This window comes from Duganella aquatilis, assembly GCF_009674565.1.
In the GTDB taxonomy this organism is placed as follows: Bacteria; Pseudomonadota; Gammaproteobacteria; order Burkholderiales; family Burkholderiaceae_D; genus Rugamonas; species Rugamonas aquatilis.
The window spans coordinates 49518-69473 of record NZ_WKJL01000021.1; the positions used below are offsets into that span (position 1 = coordinate 49518).

Genomic DNA, 19956 nt, shown 5'->3' on the forward strand with positions numbered 1-19956 from the left:
TTACGCCGCCAATGCCGTGGTGCTGGCGTTGACCGCTTCGGACAGGGCCCACACATCCAGCATCGCCTGCTCCAGGTCCGTCGCCAGCGCGTAGCCGGACAGACCCAGCGTGTTGGCGACCACCTCCACCGCCTCCAGCGCCGAATGATCGCCGGTGGCATGTTTCAGCACCTGCGACAGCAAGCGTTGCTGCGTGCGGCGCAGCGCGTTCTGCGCGTAGCTGCGCAGCTGTTCCTGCGAACGGCTGGTGGCCGGCAGCTTCAGGCCGCGCTCCAGCGTATCGATGCCGACCTGCGCGCGCAGCGCCAGGCCAACCTGCAGGAACGCCGGCAAGTCCATGCCCGCCGGACGCGATACCGACAGCGCCGCAAACACGAACGCCGCCACTGCTTCGATCGCATCGACCGCCATCCAGGCGCGCACGAACTCCACCGGCAGGCCGGCGGTCAGCTCCGCTTCCGACTGCCCGCTGGCAGGCGTCAGCTGCACCAGCGTTTCCGGATTGGCGAACAGGCCGGTCAACTCGCCGACGCCATTGCGCAACTGATCGGCAGGCACCGACAGCGCGCCTTCGATGACCGCCTTCTGCAGCACGCGGCTATGCGCATCGACCTTGATCGACGCCGCACGCGGCACTTTCAGCGCATCCGCATCCAGCGCGTTGTACACCGGCGCCAGATTCAGCGCGGACCATGCCTGGCCCCACGCCAGGATCACATCCGCTTCATCCACGCCATGCTCGCCGGCCAGCTGGCGCAGCATCAGCGGACCGCAGCGGTTCACCGATTCATTCGCCAGCACGGTCGCCAGGATGGCGTTGGCCAGCGGGTGCGCCAGCGCTGGACGCGTTGCCACCAGCAGATCCGGGAAGTACGGCTTCAGCATCGATTCAGCCCAGCTGTTCTCGGTCAGCGGCAATGCCGACAGAATGCGCTTGTAGCGGTTCTTCACGTTGGCGATGACCACCGCCAGTTCCGGCGTGGTCAGGCCGCGGCCGTCGGCCTTGCGGCGCGCCAGTTCCGCCACCGACGGCAGCTGCTCCAGTTCACGCGACAGCGCGCCCTCTTCTTCCAGCGATGCGATCAGCGCCGCATAACCATCCTGCACTTCGGCGTCGGTCTGCGCCTGCAGTTCGCGCACCAGCAACTGCGTTTGCAGCGTGTTGTCGCGCAGGACCAGGCGTTCGATATCGTCGGTCATGTCGTTCAGCGTGCGGTTGCGGTCCGCTTCGCTCAACTGGCCGGCGTTCATTTCCACGTCCAGCCACATCTTCGCATTCACTTCGTGGTCCGAGCAATCCACGCCGGCCGAGTTGTCGATCGCATCGGTGAAGATGCGGCCGCCGGACAGCGCGAACTCGATACGACCGGCCTGCGTCGCCCCCAGGTTGCCGCCTTCGGTCACCACCTTGCAGCGCAGCTGGTTGCCGTCCACGCGGATGTTGTCGTTGGCGCGGTCCTTCACTTGCGCGTGGGTCTCGGTCGAGGCCTTGATGTAGGTGCCGATGCCGCCGTTGTAGAACAGGTCCACCGGCGCCAGCAGGATGCGGTGCATCAGCTCTTCCGGCGGCAGCGCGGTTTCCTCGATATCCAGCACGGCGCGGATTTCAGGCGACAGTTCGATCGAACGCGCGCTGCGCGGGAACACGCCGCCGCCTTGCGAGATCAGTGCCTTGTTGTAGTCTTCCCACGAGGAGCGCGGCAGCGCGAACATGCGCTCGCGTTCCTTGAACGAGACTTCCATGTCCGGATTCGGATCGAGGAAAATATGGCGGTGATCGAACGCCGCCACGATCTTCAGCTTGCGCGACAACAGTGCGCCGTTGCCGAACACGTCACCCGACATATCGCCCACGCCTACCATCGTCACCGGCGATACGTGGATGTCGTGATCCATTTCGTAGAAGTGGCGCTTGACCGCTTCGAACGCGCCCTTGGCGGTGATGCCCATCTTCTTGTGGTCGTAGCCGTTCGAGCCGCCCGACGCGAACGCGTCGCCCAGCCAGAAACCGCGTTGCACGGCGATGCCGTTGGCGATGTCGGAGAAGGTCGCGGTGCCCTTGTCGGCCGCCACCACCAGGTAAGGATCGTTAGGATCGTAGACCACGGTATCGGCCGGCGGTACGATATTACCCAGCACGCGGTTGTCGGTCACTTCCAGCAGGCTGGCGATGAACAGGCGGTACACTGCCTCGCCTTCCGCCGCGATGGTTTCGCGTACGGCGTCCTTTGGCATCTGCTTGCACACGAAACCACCCTTGGCGCCGGCCGGCACGATGACGGCGTTCTTCACCATCTGCGCCTTCACCAGGCCCAGGACTTCGGTGCGGTAGTCTTCCATGCGGTCCGACCAGCGCAGGCCGCCGCGCGCGACCGGGCCGCCGCGCAGGTGCACGCCTTCGAAGCGGCGCGAGAACACGAAGATCTCGCGGAACGGACGCGGTTCCGGCACCAGCAGCAGATTGCTGGTATCGAACTTGAAGATGATCTTGTCGCCCTGCTGATCGTTCTGGAAGTAGTTGGTGCGCAGCGTGGCGCTGATCAGCGTTGCCATCGCGCCCAGCACTTCCTCGCTGTCGGCGTGGTTGATGGCCGGCAGGCGGCTCTTGATATCGGCAACCTTGTCCAGCGCGGCGGCGCGGGTGGCGTCGTCGTTCTTCAGATCGAAGCGTTGCAGGAAGGCGTCCACCAGTTCCTTGACGATGGCCGGCTGCTTGCGCAGCGTCTCGGCCATGTAGCGCACCGAGAAGCGCGGGCTGGCCTGGCGCCAGTAACTCATGTAGGCGCGCACCAGCTGCACTTCGCGCACGCTCAGGCCACCTTCGACCACCAGGCCGTTCAGGCGGCCATCTTCGGCGGCGTCGTTGAACAGCGCGGCGAACAGCTCTTCCGCCACCGGTACGATTTCCGGCTTGGCCAGCTTGGCCGCGCTTTCCGCATCCACCGACAGGCTGGTGACGTAGTGACGCTCGCCGTTCACGCGCAGCGAATGCGCCTGTTCGCGGTCGATGGTCACGCCGGCGTTATGCAGCGCCGGCAGGATGGTCGACAGCGACGGCACGCGGTCGACCGAGTACAGGCGGATCGTGGTGTGGCCGTTGTCGGCTTCCACGCGCACGTTCACGCGCGACGGATCGGGATTGCGCAGGATCGCGCCTAGGTCGTGGAAGGCGGCGGACGGCGTGGTGGTGGCGACGTAATCGGTCGGCAGCATGGCGCACATCTTGCGCAGGCTGGCGCGCAGCGGCACGTCGGCGACGGCGTCGGCCAGCACGGAGAATTGATCGTGCCAGCCGTCCATCACCGCCAGCAGCGGTTGCTGGATATCGGTTTCCAGGTCCAGCGGGTAGCGCGCACCGTGGGCGATCAGGTAGACGCGGGCCAGCGGACCGTCGGCCACCAGCGTTTGCGAACTGACGTGCTGCGCGCCGGAACTGGCTTGCAGCGCCTTGGCCAGGGCCGAAGCGACGCTTGCGCTGTAACGCTCGCGCGGCAGGTAGACCAGCACATTCAGGTGGCGCGCATAGACGTCGCGGCGGGCGAACACCTTGGCGCGCGGCTGCTTGTACAGCGAGACCACAGCGCCACAGACTTCGGCCAGCCATTCAGGGTCCGCTTCCAGCGCTTCGGTGCGCGGCAGCGATTCGAGGATCTCGACGAACTTCTCGGCGCGGAAGCCTTCCTGGCGCACGCCGGCGATGCTCAGCACGCGCGCCACGCGGCCGCGCGCGAACGGCAGGCGGTTCAGCGGGGTCGAGGTGGCGGCGCGGGTGAACAGGCCGACGAAGCAGTATTCGCCGAGGATCGCGCCTTGCGCGTCGGTGCGGCGGATGCCGATGAAGTCCAGCTGCTGGTCGCGGTGCAGCGTGCCTTCCACGTCGGCCTTGACGATGGACAGGGTGTGACCGCGCTTGGACAGCGTATCGAAATCGCCAGGGATGTTGGCCAGGCAGGTGCCGTACACCGGATGCGAGGTATCCTGCAGCACGCCGATGCGGCTCGGGATATCGCGTTCCAGTTCACGCACGCCAGGCTTGACGGCGTAGTAGGCGTAGCCGAACGGCTCGAAGCCTTCGGTCTTGGCCCACTCCAGGAAGGCGGCGACTTCCTTGCCTTCTTCGCCATGCGCTGCGGCTTCGGCACCGATGCGGCTGAAGTGTTCCAGCATCGCGGCGCGGTCGCGGCGCACCACGGCGGCGTCGCGCGACACCATCTCGATGCGTTCCACCAGCATGCCGATTTCGGCTTCCGGCAAGTCTTCGGTCAGCAGCACCAGCACGTAGGATTCCAGCTTGGCGCCGGCTTCGCCGACGGCGGTTACCGCGCCATCCGCATCGCGCGTCACCGGCAGCACGGCGTTCAGCACACCGTTGGCGGTGACGCGCAGTTTGCGCATCGCCATCACGATGGAGTCCACCAGGTACGGCATGTCGTCGTTCAGGATCAGCAGCGCGGTGGCCATGCCGCCGCGGCCATCGGCATAGCGCAGCCTGGCGATCTGCGCGCCGCTGCCGCGACGCAGCGCAGTCTGTGTGAAACCACCCCACAGCACCGGCGCCAGACTGTCGGGCGCGGTGCCGGCCAGATCGTCATCGTCCAGTGAGTTCAACCAGGCGGCGATCAGCGCGGCAACCTGGCTATCGTCGCCAGGCGACTTGCTTGCATTGACCAGGTCCAGCGCCTGTTTGCGCAGGTCTTGTGGGGTTTGTTTCATCTTCGCTTCTCCAATACGTTATAGGTATTTGTGTTGCAAAACGCCGCGCCGGCTTGTGGCTGCGCGGCTAGTTAATCGTAGAGTCCCGGCAGGCCAAGAATGCGGCTCAACTCTTCCAGCGCATTATGCACTTCTATTGCCAGTTGCGGGTCTGCCAAATCGGCAGGTTCCAGGCGGTCGCGGTAGTGCTTTTCCACCCACGCCACCAGCGTGTGATACAGCGCTTCGGTCATCACCACGCCCTGGTGCATGGCCGCCGCTTCGGCATCGGTCAGCGCCACGCGCAAGCGCAGGCACGCAGGGCCGCCGCCGTTGCGCATCGACTGGCGCAGGTCGAAGTGAATCAGCTCATCGATAACACTACCGCCGGCCACCAGGCCATCCAGATAGGATGCCACGGATGCGACTTCCTGGCATTCCTGCGGAATCACCAGTGCCATCTTGCCATTGTCCTTGCTCAGCAGCTGGCTGTTGAACAGATAGCTCGCCACCGCATCGGCCACCGGCACCCTGGCGGTATCGACGCGGATCGCGTTCAGGTCCGCGCCCACGCCGGCCATCGCGCGGCGCAGCTGATCGAGCGCGCCGGCTTCGTCGGCGAACGCCTGTTCGTGGTAGAACAGGGCATTGGCGTTACCTACCGCGATCACGTCGTTGTGGAACACACCCTGGTCAATGACGTCGGGGTTCTGCTGGATGTAGACGGTGCGCTCGGCCGACAGGCCATGCAGGCGCGCCACGGCTTGCGATGCTTCCAGCGTCTGGCGCGCCGGGTATTTTTTCGGCGCGCTTGCGGAGGCGTCGAACTCGATGCGGCCGTAGACGAACATCTCGACGCCGGCGCTGCCGTGGTCCTTGCACAGACGCGTGTGATTGGCCGCGCCCTCATCGCCGAAGGCCGGCGTGCCGGGCAGCGCATCGTGCACGGCGAAGTGCTTCGCGTCCTTGAAGATGGCGCGCAGCGCGCGGGACGACTGCTCATGCTCGAAAGCGCGATGCAGCTTGTTGTTCAGGTTCGCCGCGGTGAAATGCAGGCGACCGTCGGCGCTGTCGGCCGATGGGCTGACAGTGGCCGCATTCGCGGTCCACATCGGCGATGCCGAATACGCGCACGCCAGGATCACCGGCGACTCTTTCGCGGCCCTGGCCAGCACCTCGGCATCCGTGCCCGTAAAGCCGATGCTGCGCAGCAGGCGGAAGTTCGGACGGTCCTGCGGCGGCAAGAGCGCCTGGCCGAAGCCGCGTGACGCCAGCGCGCGCATCTTGGCCAGGCCTTGCAGCGCGGCCAGCTTGGGATTGGATGCGCTCTTGACGTTGCTGAACGAGGCCACGTTACCGAACGACAGGCCGGCGTAGTTGTGCGATGGACCGACGAGGCCGTCGAAGTTGAATTCGCGTGCTGACATGGATGCGGCCCTTAGAAGTGCATGCCCGGCGACAGCTTCGCAGGCATTTCGAGTACGTTGTTTTCAATCGATGCGACCGGGTAGGCGCAGTAGTCCGCCGCGTAGTAGGCGCTTGGACGATGGTTGCCCGACTGGCCCACGCCGCCGAACGGCGCGCTGCTGGCGGCGCCGGTGGTCGGACGGTTCCAGTTGACGATACCGGCACGGGCGCGCACCTGGAAAATCTTCCACAGGTTTTCGTCGTTCGAGATCAGCGCCGAGGCCAGGCCGAACGAAGTGTTGTTGGCGGCGTCGATGGCGCTGTCGAAATCGGCCACGCGGATGATTTGCAGCAGCGGACCAAACCACTCTTCGTCCGGAATGCCCTTGGCGTCGGTAACATCGACGATGCCGGCCGAGACAAAGCCGCTGTTGACGTCCAGGTGCTTCATCTCCAGCAGCAGCTTGCCGCCGCGCGCCACCATGTCGGCCTGCGCCTGCACCAGGCGTTTGGCAACCGCCGCCGACACCACGGGGCCCATGAACGGCGCCGGTTCGGCGTCCGATGGGCCGACGGTCAGGCGGCTGGCCACATCGACAAGGCGCGCGACGATCGCATCGCCGGCGGCGCCGGTCGGCAGGATCAGGCGGCGCGCGCAGGTGCAGCGCTGGCCGGCCGAGATGAAGGCCGACGATACCGCCATGAACACGGCCGCGTCGATTTCCTTCGCGTCCCAGATCACCAGCGGGTTGTTGCCGCCCATTTCCAGCGCCAGCATCTTGCCCGGCTGACCGCCAAACTGTTTATGCAGCGCGGTGCCGGTCTGGCAGCTGCCGGTGAACAGCACGCCGTCCAGCAGCTTGCTCTGGCCCAGCGCGACGCCGGTTTCGCGGCCGCCGTTGACCAGATTGAGCACACCATACGGCAGGCCGGCCTGCTCCCACAGCTGCACGGTCTTGATAGCGGTGCGCGGCGCGTATTCGCTCGGCTTGAACACCACCGTATTCCCGGCGATCAGCGCCGGCACGATATGACCATTCGGCAGGTGGCCGGGGAAGTTATACGGACCAAACACGCCGAACACGCCGTGAGGACGATGACGCAGCACCGCTTCGCCATCGGCCACCTTGTTGTGCGATTCACCGGTGCGCGCGCCATAGGCCTGCACCGAGATGTCGATCTTGTTGGCCATGGTGGTCACTTCGGTGCGCGCCTCCCACAGCGGCTTGCCCACTTCCTCGGCGATCAGCAGCGCCAGCTCCTCGGCGTCCTGCTTGAGCAGGTCGCGGAAGCGGGTGCAGACGGCGATGCGCTGTTCCAGCGGCGCCAATGCCCACGCATCGAACGCGGCACGGGCGGCGGTGGTGGCCTGCGCCACATCCAGTGCGGTCGATTCGTTGCTGGACCAGGTCTGCTTGCCGGTGGCCGGATTGATGGTGACCAGCTCCGCGCCGCTGCCGGCAAGCCATTCGCCGTTGATGAAGTTGCTGATGTTGGGCGTTGAATTAGCCATGGTTCTTCCTCGGATTGAGAGTCAAGGTGCGCACGGTGTCGCCGGTGCGGCAATGCAGGAGCTGTTGTTCAGCCTCCGGCAAGGCGACCGTGCCGTTGACCGGCACCGCCTGCGACAAAATCATGCGGAAATCTTTGAGCGTGGTGTTCGACACCAGCATCGGTTCGGTGGCCACCGTCTCCGGCGCGCAGGCGGAATCCCAGTCGGTCGCCGGGCCGATGTCGGACAGCGTGCTGTCGCGCATGGCGCGCAGTTCGGACACGCGCGCCTGCAGCACCGGGCCGGCGTCGAAGATATCGACATAGCCTTCGAAATACATGCCTTCCTGCTCCAGCAGGCGGCGCGCCGGCGCGGTCGAGGTATGGACCTTGCCGATCACTTCCTGCGCGTCGTCCGGCAGGTAGGCCACGTACAGCGGCTGGCGCGGCATCAGCTCGGCGATGAAGGACTTCTTGCCGACGGCGGTCAGCGCGTCGACGTGGTCGAAGTCCATCTTGAAGAAGTGGCGCCCCAGTCCTTCGTAGAACGGCGAACGGCCATTCTCCTCCTGGTAGCCGCGCATTTCGGCGATCAGCTTTTCAGTGAACAGGTGCGGAAACTGCGCGATGAACAGGAAGCGGCATTTGGACAGCAGCTTGCCGTTGTTGCCGGTGCGGTAGTCCGGATGCAGGAACAGCGAGCACAGTTCGGTGCTGCCGGTCAGGTCGTTCGACAGGTACAACGTGTCCATACGGGTGAACACATCCAGCTCGCGGCTGGAGTGCACCAGCGTGCCGATGCGATAGTTGTAAAACGGCTCGGTCAGGCCGACCGATCCCTTGATGGCGCACACGCCGGCCAGGCGGCCGCTGTCGGTGTCCTCCATCACGAACATGTAGTCGCGCTGTTCGGGCGGGATGGTTTCGGCGAACGAAGCGACGGCGATGTTCAGGCGGTCGCCCATCATCTTCATGTCCGGCTTGAGCGTGGTCATGCCGCTGCCCACCTGCGTGGCCATCACATACAGGGCGTCGAGGTCTTCAGCTTGGATAGCGCGTACTACTAGCATAGGTGGTCCGTTCTTCTTATATTCTGACGCAGATGACGGTATCGCCTTCGGCGACGTGCAGCGCTTCTTGTACTTCGATCGACAGCGCCACGCTCAGTTGCGAATCCAGCGCCGGGCAATGCGTGATGACGGCGCGGAAGTCGTGTTCGGAACCGGACGACACGGCGTAGCGCAGCTGCGGCTCGCGGCCACGGTCAGGCGTATCCACCGACGTGGAGACGCGGCGTTGCAGCGCGCCGGTGAAGGTGCGCAGCGAGTTTTTATGCGCCTGCAGAATCGGCCCGCCGTCGAAGATGTCGATGTAGTCGTCGGCTTCGAAGCCTTCGGCGGTCAGCAGGTTGAAGGCCAGTTCTCCGGACGGATGGATCTGGCCCATGGCCGCCTGCGCGTCGCCCGGCAGCAACGGCACGTAGACCGGATAGTGCGGCATCAGCTCGACGATCAGCGTGCGGTTGCGCGCGCCGCCGATGGTGCGTTCGGCGTCGAGGAAATCCATCTGGAAGAATTTGCGGCCCAGCGCATCCCAGAACGGCGAGCCGCCTTCGTTGTCGGTGACGCCGGCCAGCGGCACGAAGAAGCGCTCCGAGAAGCGATGCGGCGCCAGCACCGCCAGCATCAGGCGCGCGCGCGACAGCAGCGCCGCTTCCGGCGTGCCGTGTTCGCGCTCGCCGACGTAGAAGCTGGACAGCTGCGAATAGCCGGTCAGCTCGGAGCACAGCGTCAGCGCGTGCACGCTGTGGCTGATGTTCAGGTCGCGCGAGACCTGCTGGATCACGTCGTTACGGAAGGAGAAATAGGTGCCGTTGGAGCCGGCGGCGGCAAACATGGCGGCGGTGCCGACGATCTGCTTGTCGTCCGACTCCAGCACCAGCAGGTAGCCCTCTTCGCTAGGGATGTCGACATGCGCGGCGAAGGAGGCGATCGACAGTTCGACCATGGCGCGGATTTTCTCGCGCGTCTTGGGCAGGGTATGCACTCCCGGCATGGGCACCGCGGCCAGCGCCTCAAGGGCGGCGATATCCGCAAGTTCGACCGGACGGACTACATACATGGGAACTCCTTAGAGAATGCAAACGGCCCCGGCGCGCAAAACACGCAGGGCCGAAAAGTAAGCGGCGGAACCAGTCCGCCGCCAGGGTGCTGCTTACGCCGCTTTCAGCAGGCCATCCAGCGACAGGCGCAGGATGCGGTCCGCTTCGGCGATCTGTTCGTCGGAGACGATCAGCGCAGGCGCCAGGCGCACCACGTCCATGCCGGCGATCAGCACCATCATGCCGTTGGCTTCAGCGGCTTTCTGGATATCCTTCGAGCGGCCTTTCCACGCGTCGGTCACCACGATGCCCAACAGCAGGCCGGCGCCGCGCACTTGCGTGAACACTTGCGGATAATCGGCCACCAGCTTCTCCATGGTCGAACGCAGCTTGTTGCCCGCTTCCTTCACGCGCGCCAGGAAGGCTGGCTGGTTGATGGTGTCCAGCACGGCCAACGCCACGGTGGTGGCCAGCGGATTGCCGCCGTAGGTGGTGCCGTGCGAGCCGACGCTCAGCGTGGCGGCCAGTTCGTGGGTGGTCAGCATGGCGGCGATCGGGAAGCCGTTGCCCAGCGCCTTGGCCGAGGTCAGGATGTCCGGGGTGATGCCATAGCTCATGTAGTGGAACAGCTCGCCGGTACGGCCCATGCCCGATTGCACTTCGTCGAAGATCAGCAGGGCGCCGGTTTTGTTGCACAGGTCGCGCAGCTCTTGCAGGAAGGCTTTGTCGCCCGGCACCACGCCGCCTTCGCCTTGCAGCGGCTCAACGATCACGGCGCAGACGTCGTCGCCGATGGCGGCGCGGGCCGACTCGATGTCGTTGTAGGTGATGTGGTCGATCGACTGTGGCAGCGGCTCGAAGCCTTCGGTGTATTTCGACTGGCCGCCCACCGACACGGTGAACAGCGTGCGGCCGTGGAACGACTGGTAGCACGAGATGATGCGCGACTTGTGCGCGCCGAACTTGGTGTGCGCGTATTTACGGGCCAGCTTCAGCGCCGCTTCGTTGGCTTCGGCGCCGGAGTTGCAGAAAAAGGCGCGGTCGGCGAAGGTCGCTTCGGTCAGGGCCAGGCCCAGGCGCAGCACCGGCTCATTGGTGTAGCCGTTACCCAGGTGCCACAGGGTGTTGGCCTGGCGGGTCAGCGCTTCGACGATGACCGGATTGCAATGGCCCAGCGCGGCCACGGCGATACCGGAGGTGAAGTCCAGATAGTGCTTGCCGGCCTGATCCCACAGGTCCAGGCCCGCGCCTCGGACCGGAACCATCGCTGCCGGTGCATAAGTAGGCACCAGGACTTCATCAAAAGTCTGACGAGTCACAGGACGGGTGGTTACGGTCGTATCTTTGGCGTTCATGGCATTCCCTATCAATTGTGGGTACGGTGCGGCACAGCGCCGCGAGGACCCATTATAAAAAGCGGGATGCTAAAGTTCTTTTCAAATGGCGACAAGAATTTTTACTTTTGGCCGCAAAGTAAACTTATCAGAATACCAAACCGGGGTCAGTGCCGACATTCGGACACGAGCACAACCGTAGCGCCGCTACGGTTGTGCTCGTGTCCGAATGTCGGCACTGACCCCGGTTTATCCTATGAGCTTGCGCTGGCGTTCCTCGCGCGGCGTGTTGCCGAACAGGGCGCCGAAAGCGGTCGAGAAGTGCGAGCCGGAGGAAAAGCCGCACATCAGCCCCACCTGCACAATGGAATGATTGGTGTCCAGCAAGAGCTGGCGCGCCCGCTGCAGCCGCAGTTCCAGATAGTAACGGGACGGCAGGCTGCCCAGGTATTGCTTGAACAGCCGCTCCAGCTGGCGCCGCGACAGGCCGACCAGGTTGGCGATGTCGTCGGTGGACAGCGGTTCCTCGATATTGGTCTCCATCAAGGTCACCGCTTCGGACAGGCGCGGCTGCAAGGCGCCGAAGCGCGCCTGCAGGGCCACGCGCTGGCGCTCCTCCGGCCCGCGCACGCGCTCGATGCACAGCGTTTCCTTGACGCTGGCCTGCACGGTGGCGCCGAACAGCATTTCGATCAGCGTCAGCGCGAAGTCGATCGACGCGGCGCCGCCACAGCAGCTCAGGTGGCGGCCGTCCAGCTCGAACAGGTGCGGGGTCAGGATGGCGCGCTCGGTGATGTCCTCGGTGTCGGCGTACAGCGCCCACGGCAGCGCGATGCGCACGCCCGCCATCAGTCCGGCGCTGGCCAGCCACAGCACGCCGGCGCCGACGCCGCCCCAATACTGCGCCGAACGGCAGCGCTCGATGACGGCGCGCGCCTGCTCGGGCGGCAGCGGCGCCTGTTGCTCATCGGCCACCAGCAGCGCCAGATGCCAGCCCGGCTGCGCCAGCACCACCTGCGCCGGCGTCATGGTCTCCAGTTGCAGCACATCGCGGCCCAGTTGCGCGGCGGCCAGCCGCAGCGGCTGCACCAGACCGGCCCAGGTGATGGAATCCGCCTCGCCGGCGTTGACCAGCAGCATGCGCAAGGGCTGCTGCTGGGCGAGGCTGGATAGGGAAACAAAAGACATCGGGCTACTCCGGCGCCAGGGCCGTAGCGGGACGCTCGGTATTCCATTGGCTCACGATCATACCCGAGATCAACAGCGCGGCGCCCAGCAGGCCGTTCCACGCCAGCGTCTCGCCGAGCCAGAAATACGCGAAGATGGCCGCACATCCCGGCTCGAAGGCGTAGATCACCGCCGCCTCGTTGGCGCTGCTGTGGCTCTGGCCCCAGGTTTGCAGGGAAATGATGCCAGCCGTGGCGACCACGCCCAGATAGATCAGGTTGACGCTGTACATCTCCAGCCCCTTGGCGACATAGGCGATGTAGTTTGGCAAATCCTGGCTGCGCTCGGCCAGGCCCAGCGGCACCTCGGTGATCAGCAGCCAGGCCGCCGCGCACGCCGCCACGGTGACGATCTGCGAGGCGGTCAGCGCCATCAGCTTGTCCACCTTGCGGGTGGTGGCCTCCATGATCTTCACGTACAGGCCGAAGAGCAGCGCGCACAGCAGCGCCAGCGTATCGCCGCGTCCCCAGCTGAAACTGCCTTCCCAGCACAGCGCGAACAGGCCAGCCAGCGCCAGCAGCAAGGCCACCAGGATGCGCCGCTCCAGCCGCGCGCCCAGCGCCACGCCCAGCAGCGGCGGCACCAGCACGTTCAGGCCGGTGATGAAGGCGTTGCGGTTGGAACTGGTCAGCGCCAGCCCCTCGATCTGGAACACGTAGCACAGGAACAACACCACGCCGGCCAGCACGCCCCAGCGCAGGTCGCGCCAGCGCGCCCGCCACAGGAACGGCAACAGCAGCGCGCTGGCCAGCGCGAAGCGGCACAGCACGATCCAGCTGGCCGACAGATAGCCGGTCATATCCTTCATCGCAGGGAACGTCGTGCCCCAGACCAGGGTCACAATCAACAGGGCGGCAACGCCGCGAAGGTGGTCAGGCATGGAGATTCTTATCGATATTGTAGTTTGGCATAGTGTACCCCGCCGGAAAGCCGGATGCGAAGCGGCTATAATCATGGCCTATGGGTGAACGATTCTTGAAAAGCATCCGGCTACTGGCGGAATGCATGCAAGGCTATGAACGGCTCTCCGGCGAATACGTGCGCCGGAGCGGCCTGACGCACGCGCAGTTCGATATTATCGCCACGCTGGGCAATACGCCCGGCATGTCCTATAAAGAACTGGGCGACAAGACACTGATCACCAAGGGCACCCTGACCGGCGTGATCGAACGGCTGGAGCAAAAAGGCCTGGTGGAACGTCAGCGCAACGATTGCGACAAGCGTTCTTTCTTTGTGCGGCTGACCAAGGAGGGCGAGCGGACATTTTGCACCGTGTTCCCCGAGGTCATCAGCAACAGCGGCAAGGTCTTCGCCGATTTTTCCGACGACGACTTCGCCCGGCTTGAAAAAACCCTGTCCGAGCTTAAAAATGTGATCATGGCTGGCCAGACGGAATGCCCGTCCACCCGCGACTGCGATTAAAAAACCAAGGAAACAGATTTGAAAACCTCTCTGCTGGAAGGCAAAAAGCCTGCCAAATTCGACAAGCACATCATCGGCAACCTGCTGCTGGACGTCGCCCCGGCTGACGAAGTGCGCCAGGAAGCGCTGATCGTCGGCGTGCGCAACGACGACGGCGAGATCTACCGCCTGATCGGCGCCTCGACCCACAACAGCTTCATGAACGCGGTCGAAGAACTGTTCGACCTGGGCCTGAGCGACGAGCTGCAAGACACCGACGAACCGGTGGAAGGCTGCGACGCCATCTTCAGCGAGCAGTAACAGCGCCTGTGGGCTGAAAAAGACGCCGCAAAAAGTATTTTCCGAAAAAGTGCCACAAGGCAACATTCCGAGTATAATTTTTTGCAATGGACAGACTCGACGCCTTCAAGACTATTGCTGCTCAAGCGAGCCGGGGCGAACTCACGTTCCCGGCCAACGTCAACGCCTCGCTGCGCCTGCAGCAGGCGCTGAACGATCCCGACTGCCATATCGAATCAGCTGCCAAGCTGATCCAGGCGGACCCGTTGCTGGCGGCGCGCAGCGTCGCCATCGCCAACTCGGTCGCCTACAACCGTTCCGGTACTGAAATTTCCAGCGTGCGCGCGGCCGTGCAGCGCCTTGGCGTGCGCACGCTGCAATCGCTGGTGGCGGCGCTGATCGTGCGCCAGATCGGCAGCCAGGTCACCGAGCCGTCGCTGGCGGCCAAGATCAACCAGCTATGGGAGCACACCGCCCACGTGGCGGCGCTGTCGCAGGTCATCGCGCGGCGCGTCACCCATGTCGATCCGGATACGGCGCTGTTTGCCGGCATCATGCACGAGGTGGCCGGTTTCTACATGCTGTCCTGCGCCGGCGACTACCCGGAGGTGATGGAGGGCGAACCGGAAGACTGGGTCGAGCACGGCGAAATCGCGATCGGCCGCGGCGTCATGACGCACCTGAGCGTGCCGGACGGCGTGTTCAAGGCGATCGAATCGATGTGGATCGGCCTGCGCGCGCTGCCGCCGGAAACGCTGGGCGACACGCTGCTGCTGGCCAACGACCTGTCGCCGGTGCATTCGCCGCTGTACCAGCGCCCCGGCGCCACCACGCTGCAAGGCGCGCGCACCATCGATTTCGTGGTCGGCGAAGGCACGCTGCACGCCATCATGACCGAATCGGCCGAGGAAGTGCAGTCGCTGTACGCGGTGTTGATGCTGTAAAAAAAAAAGCCCGCTGGGCAGCGGGCAAAGTCCAAAACTAGGGATCTCCTCCAGAGGAGACGAGTCCAGAATACCCCGCCTTGCCCTCCCGCTCTGTGCGCTAGTTCACATAAGCGTATGCATCTTGCAATTACCAGATCGGCATAGTTTGTTTCCATGCATCGAGTTGCGATACCCGGCCCAGCCACGCCATCAGCTTGGGAAATTGGGTCACCGGCAGCTTGGCTTGCTGGATGTAAGTCAGTGACGGCGCCAGCGCCAGGTCCGCCAGGGTAAGCGTGTCGCCAACCACCCAGTCGCGGCCGGCCAGGTGCTGCTCCAGCACGGCGGCGAACTGCGCGATCAGCCGGCCGGCGCGGTCGATTTCCGCCGCATCCGGGCCGCCGCGTCCGCTCATGCCTTTCCAGATGTTCTCGTAGCAGAAGGTGCTGATCGGCGGCGCGAAGTGCTGCACGCCCCACATCATCCAGCGGTTGATGTCGGCGCGGATCAGGATGTTGTCCGGATACAGGTCCTGTCCGTGCGTGCGGTCGGCCAGGTATTGCATGATGGCGCAGGATTCCCACAGCGTGAACTCGCCGTCCTGCAGCACCGGCAGTTTGCTGTTGGGATTGATGGCGACCAGGCGGCGGCGGTCTTCCGGACTCATCAGGTTCACCTCGGTCAGTTCCAGCGGCGTGCCCATGTGCAGGGCGGCCATCATCACGCGGCGGGAGCAGGTGGAAATCGAGTGGTGGTACAAGCGCATTGCAGTCTCCGATGAGTGGGTTGAGGACTTCATCGTAGCGCTGCGGCGCGACAGTTTTTGTCAGTAGTCTTCGCGGTAGTTGTTCTCGGTGCGCCAGGCTTTCAGCAGGTCGTGGCGGCGGGTCGGATAGCGCTCCTGCAGCGACTCCACCGCGGCGATGCGGTCGATGCGGAAATGGCGGAACGCCGCACGCAGTTCGCACCATGCGGCCAGCAGGCGGCGCCCTTCCAGGAAGGCCAGCGCGAACGGCCAGACGATGCGTTCGGACGGCGCGCCGTGTTCATCGCAGTAGGACATGCGCAGCCGGTGCTGGTAGCGTATCGCTTCGCGCACAGGGCGCACGTGGATGTCGCTGGCGTGACTGACTTCACCGATAGGCGCCCACAGGCTGGTTTCGGCCATGTCGTCGCGCAGATCCTTCGGCGTGGCGGTGGCGATCTTGGCGAGGGCGTTGTTGGCGGCGGCGGCCAGTGCTTCGTCGCCCTGGCGGCGCACCCAGCGCGCGCCGAGCACCAGCGCTTCCAGTTCGTCGGCGTCGAACATCAATGGCGGCAGGAAGAAGCCGGTCTTCAGCATGTAGCCGACGCCGGCTTCGCCTTGCAGCGGCGCGCCGAGGCTGGCCAGGGTCTGGATGTCGCGGTAGATCGTGCGTTCGGAGACGCCAAGCTGTTCAGCCAGGCGGGCGGCGGTGACGGGACGGCGATAGCCGCGCATGGCGTCCATCAGCATGAAAAGGCGGCCGGTGCGGCTCATGATGCGGTCTCACTCCAACAGGAAATTGCGCCGTGGCGCCTCCAGGTTGGCGCTCTCGCTCGCGGTTTCGTCTTTCAGCGCGACGCCGGACAATTGGCGACGTCGCGACTCGGACAGCAGGTAGTGCAGCTTGAACGCTGCGGCCTCCCAGGTCAAGCCCTCGGGGCGGACGTTGGAGATGCAGTTGCGGCTGGCGTCCGTCAGGCCGGGGCGCGGCGCCCAGGTGAGATAGAGGCCCATGCTGTCCGGGGAGCTGAGGCCGGGACGTTCGCCGATCAGCACCACCACGGCTTGTGCGTTTAGCAGGTGGGCGATGCCATCGCCAATGGCCACGCGGCCTTGCTGAACGATGGCGATCGGTGCGAGGCGCCACTGCTCGCTCGAAAGGCGCGCCATCAATGCGCGAATGAACGGCGCAGCGTTCTGCTCGATCGCCAGCGCCGACAGGCCATCGGCGACCACCAGCGCAAGATCATAGGGCGCGACGCCGGACGCATCGACGGCGGCCAGCGTGTCGTGCGAGGCGGCGTTGAGCTGGCGACCGAGGTCGGGGCGCTGAAGGTAGGTGTGGCGGTCCGGCGCGGCGCTGTGCAGGCTCACGCATGGCAAGCCGCTCGCGGCGCTCAACGCTTCGCCAAGCGCCGCAACATCGAGCGCCAGATGCACCGCATCGCGGGCGCGCGCGTGGGCCAGCTGAAACGCCAGCTGCGGCGCCGTCGGCTGACTGACGCCGCTACGCCCCAGCGCAATCCGCGCCGCCGTCAACCGCCGCAGCGCCGTCCACGGATTCACAGTCACCAGTTTATCCATGCAACAGCACCTTGTTGAAAGCCGCCGGCAAAGCATCCGCCAACGTAAACCGCGCATCTCCCGTAACGATGCCCATGGTCTGCAGCCAAGCCTCAAACTCCGGCGCCGGCTTCAATCCCAGCGCCCGCCGCACATACAGCGCATCGTGAAACGACGTACTCTGATAATTGAGCATGATGTCATCCGATCCCGGCACGCCCATCACAAACGTGCAGCCGGCCGCGCCCAGCATCGTCAGCAGCACATCCATATCATCCTGATCCGCCTCCGCATGATTGGTGTAGCAGACATCGCAGCCCATCGGCAGCCCAAGCAGCTTGGCGCAGAAATGATCCTCCAGCCCCGCGCGCAAAATCTGCTTGCCGTCGTACAGATACTCCGGCCCGATAAAGCCCACCACCGAATTCACCAGCAACGGCTGGAAGCGCCGCGCCACCGCATAGGCGCGCGCCTCGCAGGTCTGCTGATCGACGCCATGATGCGCGTTGGCCGACAGCGCACTGCCCTGCCCCGTCTCGAAATACATCACATTGCTGCCCACCGTACCGCGCCCCAGCGACAACGCCGCCTGCCGCGCTTCGTCCAGCAATGACAACGTCACGCCAAAGCCGGCATTGGCCGCCTCGGTGCCGGCAATCGACTGGAACACCAGATCCACCGGCGCGCCGCGCTCGATGGCGGCGATGGTATTGGTCACATGCGTCAGCACGCAGGACTGCGTTGGAATGGCATACCGCGCAATGATCTCGTCCAACATGGAAACCAGATTGATCACCTGCGGCACATTATCGGTAGCCGGATTGATGCCGATGACCGCATCGCCGCTGCCATACAGCAGACCATCCAGCACACTGGCCGCGATGCCGCTCGCATCATCGGTAGGATGATTCGGCTGCAAGCGCGTCGACATGCGCCCAGACAAACCGATGGTATTGCGGAAGCGCGCAAACACCTCGCACTTGCGCGCCACCAGCACCAGATCCTGCACGCGCATGATCTTGGACACCGCCGCCGCCATCTCCGGCGTAACGCCCGGCGCCAGCGCGGTCAGCGCCGCGCCATCGGCCGCATCGCTGAGCAGCCAGTTGCGAAAATCGCCCACCGTCAGATGCGCGACGCGCGCGAACGCCGCCGCATCGTGCGTATCGACGATCAGCCGCGTCACCTCATCCCGCTCGTATGGAATCAGCGCCTCGCTGAGAAAAACGCGCAGCGGCAGATCGGCCAGCGCCATCTGCGCCGCCACCCGCTCTTCCGCGCTGCCGGCCGCCACGCCGGCCAGGTAATCGCCCGAACGCGCAGGTGTTGCCTTCGCCATCAAATCCTTCAGATCGCGAAACTGATACGTCTTACTGCCGACCTGGTGCGAGTACCCCATCGCTGCCCTTTCGCTGACGTTGCGGCGCGGTCGCCAGGAAGCAACCGTAGCCCAGCAACAGAAACACCACAAACACACAGAAGATCAGCCAATTGTAATAGATCATGGTGGCCAGGCAGACCACCGCGCCCACCAGTGCGACGGTCGGGAACAGCGGATAGCACGGCGCGCGGAACGGCCGCGCCATCTCCGGCTCCGCGCGGCGCAGCTTGAACAGCGCCAGCATGCTGATGATGTACATGGTGATCGCACCAAACACCGACATGGTGACGATGTTGGCCGTCAGCGTCTGACCGCCAAGCTTGATCAGCTCATCGCTGTAGATGGCGGCGATGCCGATCACGCCGCCGGCGAGGATGGCGCGGTGCGGCGTCTTGAAGCGCGGATGAATTTTGGCGAAATACTCCGGCAGATACGCCTCGCGCGCCAGCGCATAAATCTGCCGCGAGTAGCCGAGAATGATGCCGTGGAAGGATGCGATCAAACCGAACAGGCCTAGCCACACCAGCATGTGCAGCCAGCCGCTGTTCTCGCCGACGATCAGCTTCATCGCCTGCGGCAGCGGATCGTTGATGTTGGCCAGCTTGGTCCAGTCGCCGGCGCCGCCGGCAAACACCATGACGCCCAGCGCCAGCAGCACCAGCGTGACGATGCCGGCGATGTAGGCGATCGGCACCGAGCGCTGCGGATTCCGCGCCTCCTCCGCCGCCATCGCCACACCCTCGATCGCCAGGAAGAACCAGATCGCAAACGGAATCGCCGCGAACATGCCGGGAATGGCGGCCATGCTGAACGCGTCCTGCCCCGCCCACCCGCCCTTGACGAAATGCGCCACCGAGAATCCCGGCGACACCACGCCCATGAACACCAGCAGTTCGAAGATCGCCAGCAGCGTCACCATCAATTCAAAGGTGGCGGCGATCTGCACGCCGAGGATATTCAGCGTCATGAAGACCAGGTAGGCGCCAACCGCCGCCGTCTTCGGCTCGACCTGCGGGAACTGCACATTGAGATAGGCGCCGATGGCCAGCGCGATCGCCGGCGGCGCAAACACGAATTCGATCAAGGTTGCCGCGCCGGCCAGGTAGCCGCCCAGCGGTCCGAAGGCGCGCTTGCTGTAGGCGAACGGTCCGCCGGCATGGGGGATGGAAGTCGTCAGCTCGGTGAAGCTGAAGATGAACGCCGTGTACATGGCGGCGATGCACAGCGCCGTGATGGTGAAGCCCAGCGTGCCGGCCGAGGCCCAGCCATAACTCCAGCCGAAATACTCGCCCGAGATCACCAGCCCGACGGCGATGCCCCATAGTTGAAACGTGCCCAGCGTCTTTTGTAAAGTGGCTTGCATGCTTTCCTCCTCCAAGAGTAGATAA

At 64.7% G+C, this 19956-nt stretch carries 16 protein-coding genes; 3 read left to right on the plus strand and 13 right to left on the minus strand.

Annotated features, from left to right (window positions below; all coding sequences use genetic code 11):
* The 8 genes from GJ698_RS23075 to GJ698_RS23110 all read right to left on the minus strand — a co-directional run bounded on the left by GJ698_RS23075 (position 1) and on the right by GJ698_RS23110 (position 13132).
* The gene (locus GJ698_RS23075) at positions 1 to 4713 is read right to left on the minus strand and encodes an NAD-glutamate dehydrogenase domain-containing protein (protein ID WP_154360214.1); all 4713 of its coding nucleotides are present in this window, start codon (positions 4711 to 4713) and stop codon (positions 1 to 3) included.
* Positions 4714 to 4784: 71 nt separating this feature from the next.
* Entirely contained in the window at positions 4785 to 6119 is a 1335-nt protein-coding gene (gene astB / locus GJ698_RS23080) for an N-succinylarginine dihydrolase (protein WP_154360215.1), read from the minus strand.
* An 11-nt stretch (positions 6120 to 6130) separates the two neighbouring features.
* Entirely contained in the window at positions 6131 to 7612 is a 1482-nt protein-coding gene (gene astD / locus GJ698_RS23085) for a succinylglutamate-semialdehyde dehydrogenase (RefSeq protein WP_154360216.1), read from the minus strand.
* Entirely contained in the window at positions 7605 to 8660 is a 1056-nt protein-coding gene (astA, locus tag GJ698_RS23090) for an arginine N-succinyltransferase (protein WP_154360217.1), read from the minus strand. The genes astD and astA overlap by 8 nt, the downstream gene beginning before the upstream one ends.
* 16 nt (positions 8661 to 8676) lie before the next feature.
* Positions 8677 to 9711 carry an arginine N-succinyltransferase gene (locus GJ698_RS23095; protein ID WP_154360218.1) on the minus strand — a complete coding sequence of 345 codons (1035 nt, stop codon included), beginning with the start codon at positions 9709 to 9711 and terminating at the stop codon, positions 8677 to 8679.
* A gap of 93 nt (positions 9712 to 9804) precedes the next feature.
* Complete coding sequence (locus tag GJ698_RS23100; RefSeq protein WP_154360219.1) at positions 9805 to 11046, minus strand: acetylornithine/succinyldiaminopimelate transaminase; 1242 nt, start codon at positions 11044 to 11046, stop codon at positions 9805 to 9807.
* A 228-nt stretch (positions 11047 to 11274) separates the two neighbouring features.
* Positions 11275 to 12213: a GlxA family transcriptional regulator gene (locus tag GJ698_RS23105; RefSeq protein WP_154360220.1), complete on the minus strand. Its 939-nt coding sequence runs from the start codon at positions 12211 to 12213 to the stop codon at positions 11275 to 11277.
* 4 nt (positions 12214 to 12217) lie between these two features.
* Positions 12218 to 13132 (minus strand): DMT family transporter, encoded by a 915-nt coding sequence (locus GJ698_RS23110; RefSeq protein WP_154360221.1) that lies wholly within the window; start codon positions 13130 to 13132, stop codon positions 12218 to 12220.
* A gap of 125 nt (positions 13133 to 13257) precedes the next feature.
* Between GJ698_RS23110 and GJ698_RS23115 the strand changes: the two genes are divergently transcribed.
* From GJ698_RS23115 to GJ698_RS23125, 3 genes are all read left to right on the plus strand, one after another.
* Complete coding sequence (locus GJ698_RS23115) at positions 13258 to 13674, plus strand: MarR family winged helix-turn-helix transcriptional regulator (protein ID WP_229260132.1); 417 nt, start codon at positions 13258 to 13260, stop codon at positions 13672 to 13674.
* Positions 13675 to 13692: 18 nt separating this feature from the next.
* Positions 13693 to 13974: a hypothetical protein gene (locus GJ698_RS23120; protein ID WP_154360223.1), complete on the plus strand. Its 282-nt coding sequence runs from the start codon at positions 13693 to 13695 to the stop codon at positions 13972 to 13974.
* A gap of 86 nt (positions 13975 to 14060) precedes the next feature.
* On the plus strand, positions 14061 to 14897 hold the full coding sequence (locus GJ698_RS23125) for an HDOD domain-containing protein (protein ID WP_154360224.1): 837 nt from the start codon (positions 14061 to 14063) through the stop codon (positions 14895 to 14897).
* Between the two features lie 130 nt (positions 14898 to 15027).
* Here the strand turns inward: GJ698_RS23125 and GJ698_RS23130 are convergent, their stop codons facing one another.
* Genes GJ698_RS23130 through eat form a run of 5 tightly spaced genes read right to left on the minus strand, consistent with a single transcriptional unit; the run spans position 15028 to position 19931 of the window.
* On the minus strand, positions 15028 to 15645 hold the full coding sequence (locus tag GJ698_RS23130; RefSeq protein ID WP_154360225.1) for a glutathione S-transferase family protein: 618 nt from the start codon (positions 15643 to 15645) through the stop codon (positions 15028 to 15030).
* 60 nt (positions 15646 to 15705) lie between these two features.
* A complete protein-coding gene (locus GJ698_RS23135) occupies positions 15706 to 16398 on the minus strand; it encodes a helix-turn-helix transcriptional regulator (RefSeq protein WP_166454934.1) in 693 nt (230 codons plus the stop codon).
* Between the two features lie 9 nt (positions 16399 to 16407).
* Entirely contained in the window at positions 16408 to 17208 is an 801-nt protein-coding gene (gene eutC, locus GJ698_RS23140) for an ethanolamine ammonia-lyase subunit EutC (RefSeq protein WP_229260133.1), read from the minus strand.
* Positions 17201 to 18586 carry an ethanolamine ammonia-lyase subunit EutB gene (locus tag GJ698_RS23145; RefSeq protein WP_154360226.1) on the minus strand — a complete coding sequence of 462 codons (1386 nt, stop codon included), beginning with the start codon at positions 18584 to 18586 and terminating at the stop codon, positions 17201 to 17203. The genes eutC and GJ698_RS23145 overlap by 8 nt, the downstream gene beginning before the upstream one ends.
* Positions 18558 to 19931: an ethanolamine permease gene (eat, locus tag GJ698_RS23150; RefSeq protein WP_154360227.1), complete on the minus strand. Its 1374-nt coding sequence runs from the start codon at positions 19929 to 19931 to the stop codon at positions 18558 to 18560. The genes GJ698_RS23145 and eat overlap by 29 nt, the downstream gene beginning before the upstream one ends.
* Positions 19932 to 19956: the final 25 nt, after the last annotated feature.

Excerpts from the sequence above, each read along its gene's own strand:
- GJ698_RS23075 (WP_154360214.1), bottom strand. The coding sequence starts at position 4,713 with ATGAAACAAACCCCACAAGACCTGCGCAAACAGGCGCTGGACCTGGTC.
- astB (WP_154360215.1), bottom strand. The coding sequence starts at position 6,119 with ATGTCAGCACGCGAATTCAACTTCGACGGCCTCGTCGGTCCATCGCAC.
- astD (WP_154360216.1), bottom strand. The coding sequence starts at position 7,612 with ATGGCTAATTCAACGCCCAACATCAGCAACTTCATCAACGGCGAATGG.
- astA (WP_154360217.1), bottom strand. The coding sequence starts at position 8,660 with ATGCTAGTAGTACGCGCTATCCAAGCTGAAGACCTCGACGCCCTGTAT.
- GJ698_RS23095 (WP_154360218.1), bottom strand. The coding sequence starts at position 9,711 with ATGTATGTAGTCCGTCCGGTCGAACTTGCGGATATCGCCGCCCTTGAG.
- GJ698_RS23100 (WP_154360219.1), bottom strand. The coding sequence starts at position 11,046 with ATGAACGCCAAAGATACGACCGTAACCACCCGTCCTGTGACTCGTCAG.
- GJ698_RS23105 (WP_154360220.1), bottom strand. The coding sequence starts at position 12,213 with ATGTCTTTTGTTTCCCTATCCAGCCTCGCCCAGCAGCAGCCCTTGCGC.
- GJ698_RS23110 (WP_154360221.1), bottom strand. The coding sequence starts at position 13,132 with ATGCCTGACCACCTTCGCGGCGTTGCCGCCCTGTTGATTGTGACCCTG.
- GJ698_RS23115 (WP_229260132.1), top strand. The coding sequence starts at position 13,258 with ATGCAAGGCTATGAACGGCTCTCCGGCGAATACGTGCGCCGGAGCGGC.
- GJ698_RS23125 (WP_154360224.1), top strand. The coding sequence starts at position 14,061 with ATGGACAGACTCGACGCCTTCAAGACTATTGCTGCTCAAGCGAGCCGG.
- GJ698_RS23130 (WP_154360225.1), bottom strand. The coding sequence starts at position 15,645 with ATGCGCTTGTACCACCACTCGATTTCCACCTGCTCCCGCCGCGTGATG.
- GJ698_RS23135 (WP_166454934.1), bottom strand. The coding sequence starts at position 16,398 with ATGAGCCGCACCGGCCGCCTTTTCATGCTGATGGACGCCATGCGCGGC.
- eutC (WP_229260133.1), bottom strand. The coding sequence starts at position 17,208 with ATGGATAAACTGGTGACTGTGAATCCGTGGACGGCGCTGCGGCGGTTG.
- GJ698_RS23145 (WP_154360226.1), bottom strand. The coding sequence starts at position 18,586 with ATGGGGTACTCGCACCAGGTCGGCAGTAAGACGTATCAGTTTCGCGAT.
- eat (WP_154360227.1), bottom strand. The coding sequence starts at position 19,931 with ATGCAAGCCACTTTACAAAAGACGCTGGGCACGTTTCAACTATGGGGC.